We start from the raw sequence: 19,808 nt of genomic DNA, 5'->3' as shown, positions 1-19,808 counted from the left end.
GGTTTGGAATTAATTTAAAACTAAAAAGCTACGGGTTATCTCTGTTTTCTACGGCACAATGACTTTTGTTAATGCTTTGTCAGCGCAGAGTTTATTGAAATCCGCGATGTCCTTGTTCAACAAATCATTCATTTCGTTTTTAAGGACTTGCCACTGTGCATCGAGTGCGGCCAATTGCTGTTTCTGACCATTGGTAACCACGGGCACATTGGAGTCCAATTCCCCGCGAACGAAAATATAATCGGCGCTCAGCATGTTTTTAAAATTGATTACGTCATCGTTTGATTCCGATTTGTTCTGAACCAATTTTGCCTCCCATGCCTTAATTTTCTTAACAATGGCATTGCCGGCATCTACCACCGATTTCAGGTCGGTCTTTTCGGCCAATAAAGAACTCACTTCGCTTATTTGCTTCGACACTTTTCGCATTTTAGCGATAGATTCATGAATGTCATTGGTGCTGTTTTCGAGCGCTTTGAGCGTATTTTCCTGATTTTGGTAATCAGCAGTCGAAGCATTAATGCGCGGATCGGGTAGAATTTTTACAGGAACAGTTTGGGCTTGTTTGCCATAAGTAAATTTGGCGGAGTAACTGCCCGGCGACATCTTACGCCCCACGTAACTACCTTCAATAAACACTTTTGGGATACCTTTGATGCTTTCGGCGCGCATGTTCCACACAAATCGATTCATACCGCCTTTGGTCAATAGCGTTGGATCGGGAGTTGGACCTCCTGGATATACCTCAAAATCCTTGTCTTTTTTGCTGCTGTAAGTTCTCACCACGTCTCCTTTTTCGTTGCTTATTTCCAACGTCAAAGACATGGATGTATCTGCTTTGACAGGCAGATTATAATAAAAAACAACGCCTGTCGAAGGATTGGTACCAAATGAAGCCGTATTATCATCATCGTCTTCACTTATCTGATCCAATAGACTGCGGCCCGATACCCGATAGGCATCTTCGGGCGTAAAAACGACCAAACTATCTTTGGACAAATTGCCTTTCCACTGGCGCAACGGCCCTAAGTCGTCCAATATCCAAAACGACCGCCCTTGAGTAGCCGCAATCAGGTCATTTTGGTGTACTTTCAAGTCAGTAATGGGTGTTACAGGCAGGTTCAACTGCATCGCTGACCAATTTTTACCGCCGTTGTAGGAAACATACAGTCCCGTTTCAGTCCCTGCAAAAAGCAGGTCTTTGCGCTGCGAATCTTCTCTCACCACCCGCACACAGGCTCCATACGGAATCCCTTCGGTGATTTTCGTCCACGTTTTACCATAATCGGTTGTTTTATAAACAGAAGGAGTAAAATCGTTTTGTTTGTAACGATGCGTCGCAACATAAGCCACCGCGTTATCGTGCGGCGAAATCTCAATCGCATTGATCAAACATTCTTCGAGTCCGACGGGCGTTACGTTCGTCCACGTTTTGCCATTGTCTTTCGTCACGTGTACCAATCCATCATCACTACCTGACCAGAAAACACCTGCTTCGTTGGGCGATTCGATCAGGTACGAAATCGTTGCGTAGTTTTCCCCCCCGGCACCCTCATTGGTGTAGGGCGCTCCGCCCAATCCCAGTTTTGTGGTATCTTTCCGCGTCAGATCAGGAGAATTCTCCACCCACGTTTTCCCTAAATCCGTCGTTTTCAGCACAACGTTTCCGGCATGGTAAAAGGCTTTTTCACGTTTGGAATAAATGATGGGGGCATTCCAGTTGAAACGGTATTTCATTTCTTTGGCCTTCAACGCCTGGTACTGAATCGGGGCGGCCATAACGCCTTTTCCTTCTTTATTTTGCAAATCAAGCAATTCCATGGTTCCCTGATAACTTCCCCCCATCAGGTAGCGCGGCGCATCAGGATCAAAGGCAATGAACGCACTTTCTCCACCGGCCGACGGCTCCCAATCCCGTTCGTTGATGCCGCTGCTGTGAGTGGTACGGCTCGGAATCATGACTGAGCTATTGTCCTGCTGTCCGCCATAAATGCGGTACGGAAACAGGTTATCGGCGTTGATACGGTACATTTGAGCCGTAGGCATTTGATTTTGAGGAGAGAACGTCTCTCCGCCGTTGAATGAAACCGCCGCTCCGCCGTCGTTGGCCAGCACTACATTTTTGCCGTTAGTTGGATTTATCCATAAATCATGGTGGTCCCCGTGGGTTCCGCCAAAAACCCGACTGAAGGTTTTACCGCCGTCAATGGATTTGAGAGCAGGTGAATTCAGCACATAGACAACGTTTTCGTTGGTAGGGTCGGCAAAAATCTCAATGTAATACCAGGCCCGCTGCACGGTTCGGTGGTCTTTGCTGACCCGAGTCCAAGACTTTCCAGCATCGTCCGAGCGAAAAACTCCGCCCTGCTCTTTTTCGGTATCTGATTCTATGACCGCAAATACCCGACTTGGATTGGCTCTTGACACTACAATACCCATTTTACCCAATTCTTTGGGTAGGCCTTTTTCCATTTTCGTCCAGGTTTCGCCACTGTCTACCGATTTGTACAAACCGCTTCCTTTGCCACCGCTGACCATTTGCCAAGGCAAACGACGGTGATCCCACATGGCCGCGTACAAAATCCGTGGATTGGTAACATCCATGCTCAAATCCGAACAACCCGTATTAGTGTCAACAAAAAGCGTTTTTTTCCACGTTTTGCCACCATCCACCGATTTATAAATGCCTCTTTCTTCCGATGCTCCGTGCAACGCTCCTTGAGCGGCTACGTACACGATGTCCGGATTTTGGGGGTGAATGCTGATGCGGGAAATATGACGCGTAAGGTCAAGACCGAGCTTCGTCCATGTTTTGCCGGCATCGGTCGATTTATAGACACCGTCACCGTAAGAAGTCATAACACCACGAGGTGCGTGTTCGCCCATGCCCACATACACTACATTGGGATCTGACTCGGCCACCGAAACGGCTCCTACCGAGCCTGTTTTGAAGTATCTATCTGAGCAATTGGACCACGTAAGACCGGCGTCGGTTGTTTTCCAGAGGCCGCCCCCGGTTGTACCCATGTAATACACGAGGGGATTGCCAACTACCCCAGAGGTCGCTACGGAGCGTCCGCCACGAAAGGGGCCTATATTGCGCCATTTAACCGCCTTAAATACGCTGTCGTAGTCAATTTTGACAGGCTTAGGCGTTTCTACCACGGTCACAGCGGCCGATGTTTTTGTTTTCTTTTTGTTTTGGGTAAATCCTCCTAAAAGAGTGATTGTGATTAAAAGCAGCGTAAAAATAGATCTCATAGTTTGTTTAGGAATGTGGTTTTGAGCGAAGGTAAGGGGAAAAGAAGGTATTTCAAATTCGGTGATTCATTCACTTCATTTTTGGCGGTCGCCGTTGCCTGTATCTCCCTTTCTCCAACATAAATCAGTGGAATTCCCAAATCTATCGTGGCGACAAAAGGTCTTTAATAAAAACAGACCTTTTATCAGTTTCCCCGCGCCTCTAAATATCCTCCAACAACATTTACCCTGCTTTTGCCATCTGCGTCTTTGGTGTAGGTTTCCATTTAAACTACGTACATGGGCGCGTTTCCATAATTTAAGCAATGGCTACAGGTTCCTTTATCATGGGAACGATTGAAACCCACTCCATGTGATAGCCTGTGGGTAAATGAAAAGCAAAACGACTTTGTTCGGAGGTAAGAACGGCGGGAGTGACGGATTTAAGAGTATCTAAAATTGAAATCGAGATAACCTCCTTTGAGGTGACTAAGTCTAGCTGAAGCTTGTATGCAAAAAAACAGCCAAGAAAGCAATTAGGCCATAAATCAAATTTCAGATAAGTTTTTTAGGAAATGGCAAATTAAGATTGAAATCGTTAGTCCTGATTTAAAACCCAAAACAGCCTGTCAAATTTACTAAATAGTAGAATCCTGAAAAAAACACATTTATTTTCAGGATTCTACTATTCTTTTTGTCTCTTACTGTAAAAAGCTGAGTATCATCTAACTTTAGCTTGAAATATTTCAATTGCTAAATGCGATTTATAAGGAGTGAATATATTAATGAGTATTAAACTCTAACCTCACAAATGAACGAAGATTTATCAGTGATGGAGACAATAACTTGGCAATCCTTCCAAAAAGGTGATCGTAAGGCTTTTGAAAAAATATTGAATCTATACTATCCGACCTTGCTTAATTACGGTCAACGTTTGGTTAGGGATAATGATTTTGCTCAGGATTGCCTTCAGGATTTTTTTATTGAATTGTGGAATTGCCGAGATAAGCTTGACATCCCCCAATCAATCAAGGCATACCTTATTTCGTCTTATCGGAGAGCATTGCTTAAGGAGAAAACTCGCAATTTCTGGCATCAGCGAGTAACTGACCTTGATGACCATTATGAAGTTGAGGTTCAGTTTAATATAGAAACCTACTTGATTAAAAACGAAATCGAACACGAAACGCTCGTAAAACTAAAATACCACCTTTCTACATTAAGCAAGAGGCAAAGAGAGGCGTTGTATTTGCGGTTCAATCAAGAATTAGAATATGAAGAAATCTCCCAAATAATGGCAATTAATCATCATTCCGCTATCAATTTGGTGTATGAAGCACTGAAACTATTAAGAAAAAACTGGGTAATGTCATTACTATTTTCCATAACCACTATAATTACTTAATCATCTTTATGAACAAATTGGAGAAATATCAAATAGAGGATTTTGTACAAGACCTCTATTTCAGAAAATGGGTATTAAAGAAGCTTTCGAGTAAAGATTGTTTTTGGGAAAATTGGTTGGAGCAGCATCCCAACAAAAAAATGTTACTCGAAGAAGCCAAATCCTTAGTGATTGCTTCTCAAATTGAAGAAAAAACAATTCCAACTCAGCAGATTCAACAAGGAATACAGGCCATATTGAATAGAACAGAGTCAAAGCAGCAAAGACTCTTCGAGCAAACTTGGTTTAAAATTGCCGCATCAATCGTCTTGATAATGGCTTTTACCTTTCTATACCAAAAATCGTTCTTTTCAGTGCCAAATGGAGAATATCTAGTTCTTTCAAAGACTACTGAAACCGAAAACAATAGTTTACAGCCACTTAGTACGAAATTAAGCGATGGCTCTGTCGTAACCCTCAAAAAAGGGAGTAAGCTACAGGTCTCTACAGATTTTGGAGTCCAAACCAGAACGGTTTTTTTGACAGGAGAAGCATTTTTTGAAGTTCAAAAAGACCCTCAGCGCCCATTTATAGTGTATGCCGGGGGCATTGTTACCAAGGTTTTAGGGACAAGTTTTACTATCAGAGCTTATAAAGACGAAACCAAAACTTTGGTCGCTGTGCGTACAGGAAGGGTGACCGTTTATCAACAAGCTGGTACTAATGATATAGAACACTTAGGGCAAATGTTATTGGTTCCTAATCAACAAGTGGTTTTTGAGAAAACAGAAGAGAAATTAGTAAAAACCTTGGTCGAAAAACCGATACTTCTTTTTCCGAATTCCGAAAATAGCCAATTTGAGTACGACGAAACGCCTATTTCAAAAGTGCTAACGCAAATTGAGGAAGCCTACGGTGTAAAAATTACGTTTGATGCCGATTTGTTGGCTCATTGCAATCTCACTGCTGTATTCCAGAATCAAGAAACGCTTTATGAAAAAATAGAGGTCATCTGTGAGACCATCCAAGCCCGTTATGAAGTAGTAGATGGCCAAATCGTAATTTATGCCAAAGGCTGTAAATAAAGTATAGTACTATTCTCAATAAGACAATAAATCTTATAAAAACACCAACCCAAAGTTGCAAAAATCGGTAGTGCTTGCACCACTACCGACCCCAATCCCCTCCCGAAAATATCAGTCTCATGCATCGTTGTCGGGAGTGTTCTTGTCAAACCGTTTCCAAATCTTACAAAAACAACCAAATGTAATGAAAGTAAATTTACTCAGGAATAAAACATTCCTTAAAATCATGCGAATATCAATTACTCAAATGGCAATAACCTTTCTTTTTATAGGAATGGCCTATGCAAAAAAGAGTTATGCCCAAGAACTTCTTGAAAAACGTATCTCTTTAATCATCAAGGAAAAGTCAATTAAAAACATTTTGTCACAGATTGAGGCTGAAGCAAAACTAAAATTTGTATATAGTTCATCAGCCATTGATGCCCAAAGAAAAAGCTCAATCAACGTTCAGAATAAGACTGTCAAAGAGGTATTGGATGCTTTTTTAACACCACTTGGCATCAAATATAGGCCCTCTGGAAACAATATTATTTTGAGCAATATGCCATCTGCCGATGATATAAATGAAATAAAGCCGTCAGCTCAGCAATCCTCAAATTCCGAAACAAGTGACAATCCTATAAAAGGGAGTATCAAAGACGCAGCAAGTGGTGAACCTCTGCCTGGTGTAAGTGTAGTAGTGAAAGGAACAAGCAAAGGGACCACGACCAATGCAAAGGGTGAATACACTTTAGATTTAGCCAATGCCAAAACAGCAGTATTGGTCTTTAGTTTTGTGGGTTATCAGAGCGAAGAAATCGTTGTTGGGAATAGCAATTCTATTGATGTCTCGCTTAAGGTTGATAACAAATCTTTGGAAGAAGTCATAGTAGTTGGCTATGGTACACAAAAAAAATCAAGTCTGACGGGTGCTGTTTCCAAATACAAAAATGAAAAATTAGACGAAGCACCAGTTTCCAGACTCGACCAAGCCTTGCAAGGTAAAATAGCTGGTGTACAAATTCAGAATATTTCTTCAGAAGCGGGTGCTACTCCAAAAATCACTATCAGAGGTATCACCTCTGTAAATGCAGGTTCGAGTCCATTAGTTGTAGTTGATGGACAACCTGTACCAGACGGACTTGCCTTTGTCAACATGGCTGATGTTGAATCGGTTGAAGTACTAAAAGATGCGGCTTCGGCGGCTATTTATGGATCTCGTGGTGCAAGTGGGGTAATACTAATCACCACAAAAAGTGGAAAGTCAGAGAAAACAACATACTCTTTCAAATACTCAGTAGGGCAAAAAACACCTTACAAAAGGTATGATATCATGTCGGCAACAGACTATGTAAAGTTGCTTTTTGACGAAGCGGCCTTGCGAGCACAAGACCCAAGTGCACCAGCTCGAACAATCGCAAATACAGCTGGTGATAACGACCGCTCGGCTTATATCATTGAACAAACTATGCTGGATGGTCAAGGAAGTGATTATCAAAGCGAGTCTTTGAGGTCGGGAAAGTTTCAAAATATTCTGTTGAGTGCGTCTGGCGGGAAAAAGGACGTTCGTTACTTCATTTCTGGTGGCTATCAGTCAGACGAAGGAATGATGTTTAAAAGTAATTATGAGAAATACAATATACGTGCAAAAGTAGATGTGGATTTAAGCAAAAGAGTAAAACTTTCGCTCAACCTAAATCCTTCATATTCTACAAGAGAAACACCATCTGAGAATTTCACCAATTTTATGCGATTTCCCAGCTCACTGCCCGTGTATCACAATGAAAAAACGGCGGCTTGGGTCAGACAAGTCCCTCAATGGGCTGATATAAAAGCGGGTGATTTTGCCCATCCAAGACATTTTAGTAATCAAGTTTACTCTGGTTTGATGCCAGATGGATCAACTTGGACATCTACAGGGCCAACAGGGCCACAAACGGGTTCATCACAAAACAACCCTAAATCTGCAGTGTTAAGTCAAGATGTAAACTCGAACGAGTATCGTTTACAAAGTTCGGGCAACCTGACCATCAATCTCCTCAAAGGTTTAGATTTCAAAACGATGGCGAGTGTTTATGTCAACAATTCTTCTGGTTTGAACTGGGCTAATCGAAATGCAACGGGCGATGGTATCGTAAGCAAGGGTGTTTACAATACTACTTCTTACATTGATTTACTTTCTGAAAACACCTTGAATTATACAAAAACCATAGGCAGTCATACTATCAATGCCTTGCTTGGTTATACTGCCCAAACTACCAAAGTAAGCAGAAGCCAAGTAACTGGATTGGACTACCCAAGCGATGATATCAGAACCATCAACAATGCATCACAAATTGACAAAGCTGGAACAACAAGTTCCATCAATCAAATTGGGTTGTTATCTTATTTGGGCAGGGTCAATTATGAGTACAAAGATAAATACCTGCTCTCTGCAAGTTTTCGTACTGATGGTAGTTCTTATTTTGGCCCTGGCAAGAAATGGGGTTCTTTTCCATCTATTTCAGTAGGCTGGGTAGCCACCGAAGAAGAGTTTTTGAAACACATAAGCTGGTTGAATAAATTAAAATTAAGAGCAAGCTATGGTGTGTCTGGTAACAACCGCATTCTTGATTTTGGCTTTTTGGATTTAATGTATTCGGCCAACTATCCTTTGGGTACAGGAAATGGCAACTTAGTGGCGGGTCAATCTACCTCACCTACCATAATTGCCAACAAAGACATTACTTGGGAAAGTACTTTTCAAACCAACTTGGGTTTAGACTTGGCTATTCTCAAAAACAGAATAGAGCTTTCGGTTGATGTTTACCAATCCAAAACAGATAGGTTATTGCTGCAACAATCATCAATGGCTTTTACGGGTGTTCCTCTTTTTTGGAATAATATCGGTAGTTTAGAAAACAAGGGTATTGAATTAGAATTAACAACCCGAAATATATCTACCAAAAACTTCAAATGGAATACTTCTGCTAATTTCTCTCATACCAAAAACAAAATATTAGAATTAGGCAAAGAAGCCTACCTATTGAATCAAGGCGAACGGACAGAAGTCTATCAAAACAAAGTTGGCGACCCATTGATTCAGTTTTTCGGTTTTAAAACAGATGGTGTGTGGCTATCACAAGCTGACGTGGACAAAGCCAAAGCGGATGGTGTAAAAAGTAGCCTAACAAACTATTTTGTTCCAGGGGGATTAAAATTGGTTGATATAAATGGGGATAAAATTATCGACAACAACGACCGAACAGTCATTGGAAATCCATATCCAGATTTTACTTGGGGTATTACTAACAATCTCAATTACAAGTCATTTGACCTTAGCTTTTCGTTGCAAGGTGTGCAAGGAGGCTCGCTTGTCAATGGAGATCCCAACTATAACGAAGCCAAACAGAAAAACAGGGCCTATAACGCTAACCGCTGGTTGAGCCCCATGTTTCCAGGTGATGGCAAAACACCTTACAATACAAATGGCTTTAACTGGTTACTTACAGATTATGTAGTCGAAGACGCCTCTTACTTTTCGCTCAGAGAAATAAACTTAGGCTACAAATTGCCTACTAAAATTTCAAAATCCGTAGGAATGAGTTCAATGAGAGTGTATGCTTCGGGGCAAAACCTTTATTTTCATACTGCCAAAGGATACAGAGGCTTAAATCCAGAAGGACGTTTTACGAATGGTGCGTATGGCTCGTCGTTGGTAGATGGCTATCAAAGAGGAAGTTTCCCTATTCCTAAAACCATCATTTTTGGAATTGACATTAATTTTTAATCGCTAAAAACTCTTGAATAATGAAAGCAATCAAATATATAATCCTTCTCTCGTTTGTAAGTTTGAGTAGTTGTAACAATATCATAGACTTATACCCACAATCAAACCTAAATGCCAGTACATTTTACTCAAATCAGTCGGAGGTGAGCAGTGCCTTGACGGGCTGCTATAGTGGTATGCAAAAAACCTTGGTTGAAGAATGGACACTTACCGAACTTCGTAGTGACAATTCTGTCATGGGAGCTACGGGTAGTAGTTCACAGGTAAACCGTGATTTGAGTGAATTGGACATGCTATATCCAAGTACTTCACATGCTGGTAATTATAATTACTGGCTGTCAGTTTACTATAATATCCGTAATACCAACCTTGTACTTGATGCATTAGGGGCCAATTATAGCCCAGGTTCAGGAGCATTGACTTTTGGTGAAATTAATATTCCGATTGATGAGGCCAACCGTAAAAAACTCTCTGCCGAAGCCTCATTTATCAGAGCTTACCATTATTTCAATTTAGTACGATTATACGGCGGTGTGTTTCTGGCACACGAGCCAGTAACACCTCAGGAGGCAAAAGATATCAATCGGGTTTCGAAAGAAGAGATTTACAAACTGATTGTGGCTGATTTACAGAACGCAGCAGCCAACGGTAGCACTGTGAAATTTGCGTCCATCTCAGCTGTTGATTTGGGGCGTGCAAACGCTTGGTCTGCAAAGGCATTATTGGCTAAGGTTTATCTCACTCTCAACAAAAAAACGGAGGCGGCTACCTTGTTGCAAGATATTATTGCCAATAGTGGGTATAGTTTACTTGCTTCTTATGCAAATATCTTCTCTACTGCAACGGAAATGAGTTCTGAAATTCTTTTCTCTGTTCGTTACAAAGCAGGTGGTTTAGGATTGGGTTCTCAGTTTTCAAACCTTTTCGCACCTCTAAATAGCGGTGCTGCCGTAGCCAATGGCGATGGTAGTGGTTATAATTACCCAACTTCCGAAGTTAATAACCTATATACAACAACTGATGTAAGAAAAGCAGTAAATATTGGAGTATATGGAACAGGGACTGCCGCAAAACTTTATCCCAAAAAACATATTTCTGTGATGGTTGTAGCCAAAGATTCTGAAAGTGATTGGCCAGTAATTCGTTATGCTGATGTATTGCTGATGCTGGCCGAAGCACAAGGAAATACGCCCGCAAGTTTGGCACTCATTAATCAAGTTCGTAAACGTGCTGCATTGACAGATTTAACGGCCACGCAAGTTAATACAGTAGCATTATTTGAGAAGGCATTATCTGACGAAAGAAGACTTGAATTTGCTTTTGAAAACCAACGACTGTTCGATTTGTTACGATTTAATACAACATTAACAACTATCACGGCGGAAAAAACATTGCAAGACCACTTTGCGTTGATGTATCCAAGTCATTATAGCACCTATTCAGCACCGAGGCTGTCTGTGACAGATTTGCAAACAAATACCAATCCCAATCGTTTATTATTGCCTATTCCACAAAGGGAAATTGATAATAATACTCAAATTGTAATCCCTCAAAACGCTGGTTACTAATCAATTACAATGAAAAAAGTATCTTTACTTAGCTTGTTCCTAATTTTATTAGGAACAAGTATTTTTGCCCAGCAAAAGAGCAAGCCCAACGTCCTGTTTATTGCAGTTGATGATTTAAAACCAATATTGAGCTGTTACGGAAACACACAAATAAAGACACCTAATATTGACCGTTTGGCAAAAATGGGGACTGTTTTTATGAATAATTATTGCCAACAAGCGGTTTGTGGACCTACCCGTGCAAGCTTAATGACAGGTAAACGACCCGATTACACCAAGATTTGGGACTTAAAAACCCAAATGCGGGACATGAACCCCGATATTATTACACTTCCTCAATATCTAATTACACAAAGTTACGCTACTTCGGGGGTCGGAAAAATTTTCCACCCCTCAAGTGCCATTAAAAGAGTAGATCCTGTTTCATGGAGTGTGCCTTATTTGTTAGAATCACCCAGCGACTATGCCAATGGGTTGGGTAAACCTGCTAACGGTCAATACCAAAAGCCTGAAATGAAGGTTTTATTCGATAAAAAAGTTCAAAAACCAAAAAATGATGATGGCGACGATGAAAATCCAACCAGTAGAAAAGGTCCATCATTTGAAAACATTGATGTACCTGACAACGCTTATGATGATGGCGTAGATGCTCTGTTGGCAAAACAACAATTGATAAAGTTTTCAAAAAACACCCAACCTTACTTTATGGCGGTTGGGTTTCATAAGCCTCATTTACCTTTTGTTGCCCCCAAAAAATATTGGGATTTGTATAAGGATGCTGACATGCCATTGGCAACTTTTCAAGAGCATTCAAAAAATGGCGTTGAAATCGCTTATCACCGCTCGGGAGAATTACGAAATTATACAGATATTCCAGCCTTTGCTACTTACAATGAAGAGGGCGGTCTTCATGTAAATCTTAAAGAAGAAAAGCAACGAGAATTGATTCATGGATACTATGCTGCGGTTTCTTACATGGATGCCCAAGTGGGAATCCTCTTGAATACTCTTGATTCATTAGGGACATTAAACAATACTGTTATCGTACTTTGGGGCGACCACGGTTGGCATTTAGGCGACCATGATTTATGGGAAAAACATACCAATTTTGAACAAGCAACCAGAGCACCACTCATTATTGCCGCACCAGGAATAAAATCAGGAAAAACAAGTTCTCAGACTGAACATTTAGACATTTTTCCAACGATATGTGATTTGGCAGGTACGCCCATTCCTACTTTTTTAGATGGCAAAAGTTTAAAGCCTATTATGGTCAATAACAAAGCGAAGGTAAAAGACTTTTCTGTAAGTCAATATCCTCGAAAATTGAAAAAAGAAGAACAGAAAAGTTTGGGCTACGCCACCAATAAATTGATGGGATACGCTATGCGAACCGAAAAATATCGGTATGTGCTTTGGATGAGTGACTTTACCAGCAATGACCCCTATTCTGCTAAAAAAGTTTATGCCAGCGAATTGTATGACTACGAAAAAGACCCTTTAGAAAAGGTTAACGTGGTGAAAGACAAAAAGTATGCAACAATTGCAAAAGATATGAATGCTAAAATGTTAGCTTTCTTCAAATCGAATCAAAAATGACTAAAAAACTTTTAATAATCACTTTATTATTTGTTTGTATGCAAGCACATGCTACTGATTTTTTGGTAGCTAATTTAAACGAATTTGAAACTGCTTTGTCAAAGTCAAAAGCGGGTGATGTTATTGTTTGGAAAGATGGTAAATACGAGGACATTAAAATTAATTTTAAAGAAAATGGTAATGCTGAAAAACCAATTATTTTGAAGGCTCAAACGGCGGGAAGAGTTTCATTTTCGGGTAGTTCTCAAATACTTTTGAGTGGCAATTATTTACAAGTTGAAGGTTTTTTGTTTGAAGGAAAATGCACATTAGAAGATAAAGAGCACGTCATTAGCTTTGCCATCGGAAGTAAAGAAGCACATCATTCAAAAATCAGTAATTGTGCTATTATAAACTATACCCATGCTGAGTCAACAGGAAAAACCAATTATTATGTCAATTTGGTCGGGACATACAATGAAGTTGAGCATTGCTATTTTTTAGGCAAAACCAACAAAGGGCCGACGCTTGTGGTAGAATATAAACAAGAAAAAGAATATGTTCCAGGCTCGGATGTAGCCCCTTCAGCACATCATCATATTCATCATAATTATTTTGGTTATCGTACTTTTTCAGAAAATGGCGGCGAACAAATCAGAGTGGGCACAAGTACGACTTCTTTCTCACACGGTTTTAATATCATTGAATACAATTATTTTGAAGACGAACGCATCGAAACAGAAGTAGTGAGTAATAAAAGCTGGGATAATATTTATCGTTTTAATACATTCATCGGAAATGATGGCGGTATGGTAATCAGGCACGGACAAAAGTGTTTTGTGTATGGTAATTACATCAACGGTAAGGCGGGCAGAAAAGAAAGTGCAGGATTGAGAGTCATCAATCCCAATAATACTTTTTTTAATAATTACGTAGAGAATCTGGAAGGTAGTGATAAAGACATGAAATCACCAATAACAGTCATGTCTGGTTTAGAAAACTCGGCTTTAAATGAGTATTATCCTGCCGACAATGCCATTGTGGCCTATAATACAATCGTTAATTCGGTTGGTGCAGCCATAAAAATTGGTGTAGGAAATACAAACAAAGGCAAACCATTGGTTGCCCCGAAAAATGTTTTGTTGGTGGGCAACACCGTCGTAAATACAGTAGGAAAACACATTGAACCTATTGTAATTGAAGACCCAACATCGACTTATACTTTAACTGATAACTTTTATACCAATGGAGCAACATCAGAAAAAGGTTTTTCACAAATTAAAACAAAAGATTTGGTTTTAAAAGATGGTTTTTACTTTGGAAAACAATTTACCAACAAATCTGTAATCGATGCTATCAACCAACGCCTTGTCATTCATCAAATCAAACTTTCAGACAAAGAAATCATGGTATTTGATGTTTCAAAAATTGTAAGCAAAAAAGATGTTGGCGTTAGTTGGATGAAAAAATAAAGAAGATGAAAAACTTAAAATGGGTTTTATTAACAATTGCGATAACAAGTATTGCGGCTTTTTCTTTTTATAAATATAATGAAAAGAAGAAAGCGGAGGCCATGACTTGTTGTACTTCAAAAATACCAAGTCGATTTGCAGCCCAAAATAAAGGCACAGATTCTACAACTACCAATATTGCCACAAATCGAGAGGGTATGGTTTGGATAGAAGGAGGAACCTTTGAAATGGGAGCTGACAATGAGCAAGGTAGAAGAGATGAATTGCCTAAACACCAAGTAAAACTCGATGGCTTCTTTATGGATATAACCGAAGTAACAAATGAACAATTTGCTGCTTTTGTAAAAGCCACAGGCTACATAACCACCGCCGAAAAAGATGTAAACTGGGATGAAATCAAAGCCACTTTACCACCAGATACACCAAAGCCAAAACCCGAAATGCTTAAAGCGGCATCATTGGTTTTTGTGCCTACTCAAAGTGCGGTAAATCTGCAAGATTATAGCCAATGGTGGCAATGGACTCACGGTGCAGACTGGAAACACCCAAAAGGACCAAACAGTAATGTTAAAGGCAACGATAAATTTCCAGTTGTACATATTAGTTGGGACGATGCCAATGCCTATTGCCAATGGGCTGGTAAACGCTTACCCACCGAAGCCGAATGGGAATTTGCCGCCAGAGGAAATCTCAAAAACAATGTCTATGCTTGGGGAAATGAAAACGTAGAACAAGGCAAAAACAAATGTAATTATTGGCAAGGTAGTTTTCCTTATAAAAATGACACAAAAGATGGCTTTTACGGTGCTTCACCAGTAAAATCCTTTGCTGCAAATGGCTACGGTTTATACGATATGGGAGGTAATGTCTGGGAATGGTGTGCCGATTTATATCACCACGATTATTATGAGCAGATGGCTAATGTCAAGGTGATTGAAAACCCCAAAGGCCCGAAAAGTAGCTACGACCCCGACGAACCAACTGTACCTAAAAGAACCATGCGAGGTGGCTCATTTCTCTGTAATGAATCCTATTGTAGCGGTTATAGAGTTGCAGCCCGAATGAAAAGTTCTCCCGATTCGGGTATGGAACACTTGGGTTTTAGATGTGTAGCTGATAAATGATTTTAATTTCTTTTTTATGAATATTTCCCAAAAAACTACTAATAAATTCTTCTTTTTCTTGGTTCTAACATGCCTTTTGTTTGAATATTCAACAATAAATGCTCAAACCAAGAAGCCAAATGTGATAGTCATTCTTACAGACGACATGGGCTATTCTGACATTGGTTGTTTTGGCTCAGAAATAAAAACGCCTAATATTGACCGATTAGCAGCAAATGGATTACGTTTCACGAGCTTTTATAACACGGCACGTTGCAGTCCCACACGGGCGTCTTTACTCACGGGTTTGTATCCGCATCAAGCAGGCATGGGGCATCTTTCTACGGAGAACTATACCGAAGAAGGCTATAAGGGCGATTTGAGTAAAAATGCGGTTACGATGGCTGAGGTTTTTAAAAAAGCAGGCTATGCAACCTACATGACAGGTAAATGGCACATAGCCAAAGACATGAAACCGAGCGGTGATAAAAGTAATTGGCCTTTGCAACGTGGTTTTCAGCGTTATTTCGGTACACTCAACGGCTCAGGCAGTTATTATGACCCTGGCACTTTGATTAGCAATAACACGTTCGTTGCTCCTTACAGAGACTTTTATTATACCCGTGCTATCAGCGACACCACTGTAAAATTCATTCAAGAACATCCAAAACAGCAACCTTTTTTCTTTTATGTGGCTTATACGGCTGCTCATTGGCCACTTCATGCCCCAGAAAACGATGTAAAAAAATACAAAGGTGTTTATGATAAAGGTTGGGATGTGATGCGAGAGCAACGATTCAACAAACTTAAAAAATTAGGAATCATCAGCGATAAATGTGTGCTAACCGACCGTGGTGTTGACGTACCTGCTTGGAAAGATGAACCAATAAAAGATTGGCAAGTAAAACGAATGGAAGTGTATGCCGCAATGGTGGACATCATGGACGAAGGAATTGGCAAAATAATTACCGCACTCGAAAAGAAAGGTGAATTAGAAAATACTGTCATCTTTTACATGCACGACAACGGCGGCTGTGCCGAACCAGTCGAGACTGATAAACCTGCAAAGCCGCTCACCGAGGCACAAAAAGTATTAAAGCCAATGCCACAAGATGCCATTTTTTTAGATAAAAAACCTGAATACACTCGTGATGGAAGATTCGTTCAAAGTGGCAGAGGTGTAATGCCAGGAGATGCTAATTCTTGGTCAACCTACGGTGAAGAATGGGCAAATGTGAGCAATACACCTTTTAGAAGCTACAAGCAATACACCCACGAAGGCGGAATTGCCTCGCCTTTGATAGTTCACTGGCCCAAAGGTATTGCCGCAAAAGGACAACTAAGAAAACAACCTTCTCATTTGATTGACATCATGGCTACTTGCTTGGCAATTACGGGTTTAGAGTATCCAAAACAATTTAATGGGAATGAGATGCAAGCATTAGAAGGAAAAAGTCTTGTGCCTGCATTTATCAATAAGCCCGTAGCCCGAGATTTTATTTTTTGGGAACATTCTGCTAATCGTGCCATCAGAATAGGTGACTGGAAATTGGTTTCAAAAACTGGAAAACAAAAGACCTTTGGTGACGCTGATGAAAACAAATGGGAACTGTATGATTTGAAAAATGACCCAAGCGAACGAATCAATTTGGTAACAACGTACCCAGAAAAAGCCAAAGAAATGGCACAGAAATGGGAAACCGAAGCCATCAGAACCAAAACAAAACCTTGGCCTTGGAAACCTTCCAAATAAAACATGTAGTCAAAAAAATCAAGAATTATGAACAAAAAAATAATCTTATCGCTGAGTTCAATAGCCATTATTCTGTTGTTGGCATCTTATATTCAGTCTTCAAAAAAATCAACAGACGATTTACAGAAAAAGCCTGACATCCTGTTTTTCATAGCCGATGATATGACTTCTGTTGATTGCGAACCTTACGGAAGCCCAGATGTAAAAACGCCCAATTTGGCAAAATTAGCCCAGCAAGGTTTATGTTTTGATAATATGAACAACGCAACTGCTATGTGTGGCCCTACACGCCAAAGTTTATATACTGGTGTTTTTCCAGTAAAAAATGGCAGTTATCCCAACCACGCCAAAGTTTATGATGGTGTAATAAGTGTTTTTACCCACTTCAAAAAAATGGGGTATCGAGTAGCATTGATTGGCAAACGGCATACGGCTCCACTTTCATCTTTCCCATTTGAGTACCTTGGTGGCAGGGACAGCGATAACGGCGAAGGGCAAGACATAAATTTAGCCGATGCCGAAGCATGGATAAACAAAGATAAAACCAAACCCTATTTATTGGTAGTTGCCACCAACCAACCCCATGGCCCTTGGACTCGTGGAAATCCCGCCCAATATGACGCCAAAAAACTTAAAATTGCTCCGTACATGGTAGATACCAAAGAGACCAGAAAAGAGTTGGTAAAATACTATGCCGAAATCACTTATGCCGATAGCCTCGTAGGCAATTGTATGAAAATTGTTGATAATCAACCCAAAAAAGACAACACCATTTTTATGTTTGCCAGCGAACACGGCACTTCATTACCTTTTGGAAAATGGACTTGCTATAATATGGGTTTGAAAGCGGCATTTATCGCCCGTTGGCCAAAAGCAATTAAACCCTCAACTCGTACCAGCATTCTTTCACAATACATCGATGTCCTACCCACGCTTTACGAAGCAGCAGGAGGTGACCCGCTTACATTAAGAGCCAATAAAGAAGGTTCTATGACCCTTGATGGCAAAAGTTTTTATGCCACTTTGTTAGGAAAAAATACTGAAATCAGAAAATATGTTTATGGCGTTCATACCACACGTGGTATCAACAACGGCTCTGAAAACTACCCTGTTCGGTCAGTACAAGACCATGATTATAAACTGATTTGGAATCTCAATTATAATGAGCCTTTTTACTGCTCTGCATCCAAGCTTGGCAACAAATTGTACGAAGGCTGGTTGGACGAAACTAAAAACAATAAGAAAGAAAACGCCCACGCCAGTTTATACAGAAACCGCCCTGAATTAGAACTGTACAACATCAAAAATGATAAATATGAATTGAATAATTTGGCTAACGACCCCAAGTTAAAAGGTATCCAAGAAAATTTAGTTGCTGAATTAAAATCTTGGATGAATCAGCAAGGCGATTTGGGTATTCCAACCGAAATGAAAGCTCTTACTCGATTTAAAGGCGACACTTTACATTGGAAAAAGGCGAAAGATTAAATTTTAAAAAAATATTTTTAAGAAACTGTAAAATGATTCGATACTTAATTCTGCTGATTTCAATTTTTCTTGGTCAAAACATTTCAGCACAAACCAAGAAAAATAATACAAATACCAGTAAACCAAATATCATTTTTATCCTTGCCGATGATTTAGGTACTGGTGAAGTAGGCTGTTATGGTTCTGACAATAACAAAACACCCAATATTGATAAGCTCGCTAAAAATGGTTTAAAATTTAACCATGCATATACAGCACCGTTATGCGGACCATCGAGGGCTTTGATTCTGACAGGTCGTTATGCTTTTAGAACTGGTGCAGTAAATCAAGACAATGTGGCAAAAATAAAACCCTCAGAAGAAACCCTTATTCCCTCTATCTTAAAAACGGAGGGTTATAAAAGTGCCATGATTGGCAAATGGAGTCAGTTTGGTTTGACACCAGCCGATTTTGGTTTTGACGATTATATTACGTTTAAAGGCAGTGGAGGATATTGGGCAAAAGATAAAAAAGATTACCTGGTTAATGGAGAAACCAAAACATTGGGTAAGCAAGAATATATGCCTGATTTGATGCATACGCAATTGGTAAACTTCATCAAACAAAATAAAAACCAGCCATTTTATGTTCATTATGCCATGTCACATGTGCATAATTTGATACAAGAAACACCTGATAGCAAACCCGATAGCAAAGATTTTTATGCCGACAATGTGGCTTATATGGATAAGTTAGTAGGTAAATTAATAACGACATTAGAAGAACTTAAACTTCGAGAAAATACCCTAATCGTTTTCATGGGCGACAACGGTACCGCTAGCGAACAATATCCAAAAGCAACCATTGGTGGCAAACTTCTTTCAGGTAAAAAAGGCTCAATGCTGGAAGGGGGCAGTTTAGTACCCATGATTGCCAATTGGCCAGGCGTAATTTCTCCTAATAAAGTCACCAATGATTTGATAGACGCCTCCGATATTTTACCAACCTTGGCAAATATAGCAGGAGCAAAATTGCCCAAAAGCAAGGTTTTGGACGGCAGAAGTTTTGTTCCACAACTCAAAGGTCAAAAAGGAAATCCGAGAGAATGGATTTTCATGGAATTGGGCAGTCAATGGTATGTCAGAGACCAAAAATTCAAATTGAACAGAGAAGGTAAATTGTTTGATATGAGCAAAGCCCCCTTTGAAGAGAATCTGGTAGCCAATGTTTCTGAAAATAAAGAAGTAAGTGAGGCAAAAATACGTTTGTCGGCAGTTTTAGAGCAACTCAATCCAGCAGGGGGAATTATGGATGAAGGTGACGGAAGTGGTCGTCACGCAAATAAAGCAGAGAAAAATGCCAAAAAGGCCGAAAAATTGAAGGAAAAAGAAAAAAGTAAAAACGACTAAG

Annotated in this window: 11 protein-coding genes; 10 read left to right on the top strand and 1 reads right to left on the bottom strand. The window is 40.0% G+C overall.

What is annotated here, in order from left to right; genetic code table 11:
* Nucleotides 1-48 precede the first annotated feature (48 nt).
* Nucleotides 49-3,261 carry a VPS10 domain-containing protein gene (locus tag Q0081_RS07155; RefSeq protein ID WP_298350751.1) on the bottom strand — a complete coding sequence of 1,071 codons (3,213 nt, stop codon included), beginning with the start codon at nt 3,259-3,261 and terminating at the stop codon, nt 49-51.
* Between the two features lie 790 nt (nt 3,262-4,051).
* On the opposite strand from Q0081_RS07155, the gene Q0081_RS07150 reads away from it, so the two are divergent.
* From Q0081_RS07150 to Q0081_RS07105, 10 genes are all read left to right on the top strand, one after another.
* Nucleotides 4,052-4,645, top strand: coding sequence for an RNA polymerase sigma factor (locus tag Q0081_RS07150; protein ID WP_298350749.1), 594 nt, complete (start codon nt 4,052-4,054; stop codon nt 4,643-4,645).
* 8 nt (nt 4,646-4,653) lie between these two features.
* Complete coding sequence (locus tag Q0081_RS07145; protein ID WP_298350746.1) at nt 4,654-5,709, top strand: FecR family protein; 1,056 nt, start codon at nt 4,654-4,656, stop codon at nt 5,707-5,709.
* 184 nt (nt 5,710-5,893) lie between these two features.
* On the top strand, nt 5,894-9,457 hold the full coding sequence (locus tag Q0081_RS07140) for a TonB-dependent receptor (protein WP_298350743.1): 3,564 nt from the start codon (nt 5,894-5,896) through the stop codon (nt 9,455-9,457).
* A gap of 20 nt (nt 9,458-9,477) precedes the next feature.
* A complete protein-coding gene (locus Q0081_RS07135) occupies nt 9,478-11,025 on the top strand; it encodes a RagB/SusD family nutrient uptake outer membrane protein (protein ID WP_298350740.1) in 1,548 nt (515 codons plus the stop codon).
* Nucleotides 11,026-11,034: 9 nt separating this feature from the next.
* Nucleotides 11,035-12,624: a sulfatase gene (locus Q0081_RS07130; RefSeq protein WP_298350737.1), complete on the top strand. Its 1,590-nt coding sequence runs from the start codon at nt 11,035-11,037 to the stop codon at nt 12,622-12,624.
* A complete protein-coding gene (locus Q0081_RS07125) occupies nt 12,621-14,075 on the top strand; it encodes a polysaccharide lyase 6 family protein (RefSeq protein WP_298350735.1) in 1,455 nt (484 codons plus the stop codon). The genes Q0081_RS07130 and Q0081_RS07125 overlap by 4 nt, the downstream gene beginning before the upstream one ends.
* 5 nt (nt 14,076-14,080) lie before the next feature.
* Complete coding sequence (locus tag Q0081_RS07120; protein WP_298350732.1) at nt 14,081-15,199, top strand: formylglycine-generating enzyme family protein; 1,119 nt, start codon at nt 14,081-14,083, stop codon at nt 15,197-15,199.
* A gap of 121 nt (nt 15,200-15,320) precedes the next feature.
* A complete protein-coding gene (locus tag Q0081_RS07115) occupies nt 15,321-16,931 on the top strand; it encodes an arylsulfatase (protein WP_298350729.1) in 1,611 nt (536 codons plus the stop codon).
* Nucleotides 16,932-16,958: 27 nt separating this feature from the next.
* The gene (locus tag Q0081_RS07110; protein WP_298350727.1) at nt 16,959-18,419 is read left to right on the top strand and encodes a sulfatase; all 1,461 of its coding nucleotides are present in this window, start codon (nt 16,959-16,961) and stop codon (nt 18,417-18,419) included.
* Nucleotides 18,398-19,807: a sulfatase-like hydrolase/transferase gene (locus Q0081_RS07105; RefSeq protein WP_298350725.1), complete on the top strand. Its 1,410-nt coding sequence runs from the start codon at nt 18,398-18,400 to the stop codon at nt 19,805-19,807. The genes Q0081_RS07110 and Q0081_RS07105 overlap by 22 nt, the downstream gene beginning before the upstream one ends.
* Nucleotide 19,808 lies beyond the last annotated feature (1 nt).

The sequence above is a fragment of the Runella sp. genome (assembly GCF_027484545.1).
In the GTDB taxonomy this organism is placed as follows: domain Bacteria; phylum Bacteroidota; class Bacteroidia; order Cytophagales; family Spirosomataceae; genus Runella.
The sequence above is the reverse complement of the archived record's forward strand: the minus strand, read 5'-3'. Positions and strand labels throughout refer to the sequence as shown.

Excerpts from the sequence above, each read along its gene's own strand:
- Q0081_RS07155 (WP_298350751.1), bottom strand. The coding sequence starts at position 3,261 with ATGAGATCTATTTTTACGCTGCTTTTAATCACAATCACTCTTTTAGGA.
- Q0081_RS07150 (WP_298350749.1), top strand. The coding sequence starts at position 4,052 with ATGAACGAAGATTTATCAGTGATGGAGACAATAACTTGGCAATCCTTC.
- Q0081_RS07145 (WP_298350746.1), top strand. The coding sequence starts at position 4,654 with ATGAACAAATTGGAGAAATATCAAATAGAGGATTTTGTACAAGACCTC.
- Q0081_RS07140 (WP_298350743.1), top strand. The coding sequence starts at position 5,894 with ATGAAAGTAAATTTACTCAGGAATAAAACATTCCTTAAAATCATGCGA.
- Q0081_RS07135 (WP_298350740.1), top strand. The coding sequence starts at position 9,478 with ATGAAAGCAATCAAATATATAATCCTTCTCTCGTTTGTAAGTTTGAGT.
- Q0081_RS07130 (WP_298350737.1), top strand. The coding sequence starts at position 11,035 with ATGAAAAAAGTATCTTTACTTAGCTTGTTCCTAATTTTATTAGGAACA.
- Q0081_RS07125 (WP_298350735.1), top strand. The coding sequence starts at position 12,621 with ATGACTAAAAAACTTTTAATAATCACTTTATTATTTGTTTGTATGCAA.
- Q0081_RS07120 (WP_298350732.1), top strand. The coding sequence starts at position 14,081 with ATGAAAAACTTAAAATGGGTTTTATTAACAATTGCGATAACAAGTATT.
- Q0081_RS07110 (WP_298350727.1), top strand. The coding sequence starts at position 16,959 with ATGAACAAAAAAATAATCTTATCGCTGAGTTCAATAGCCATTATTCTG.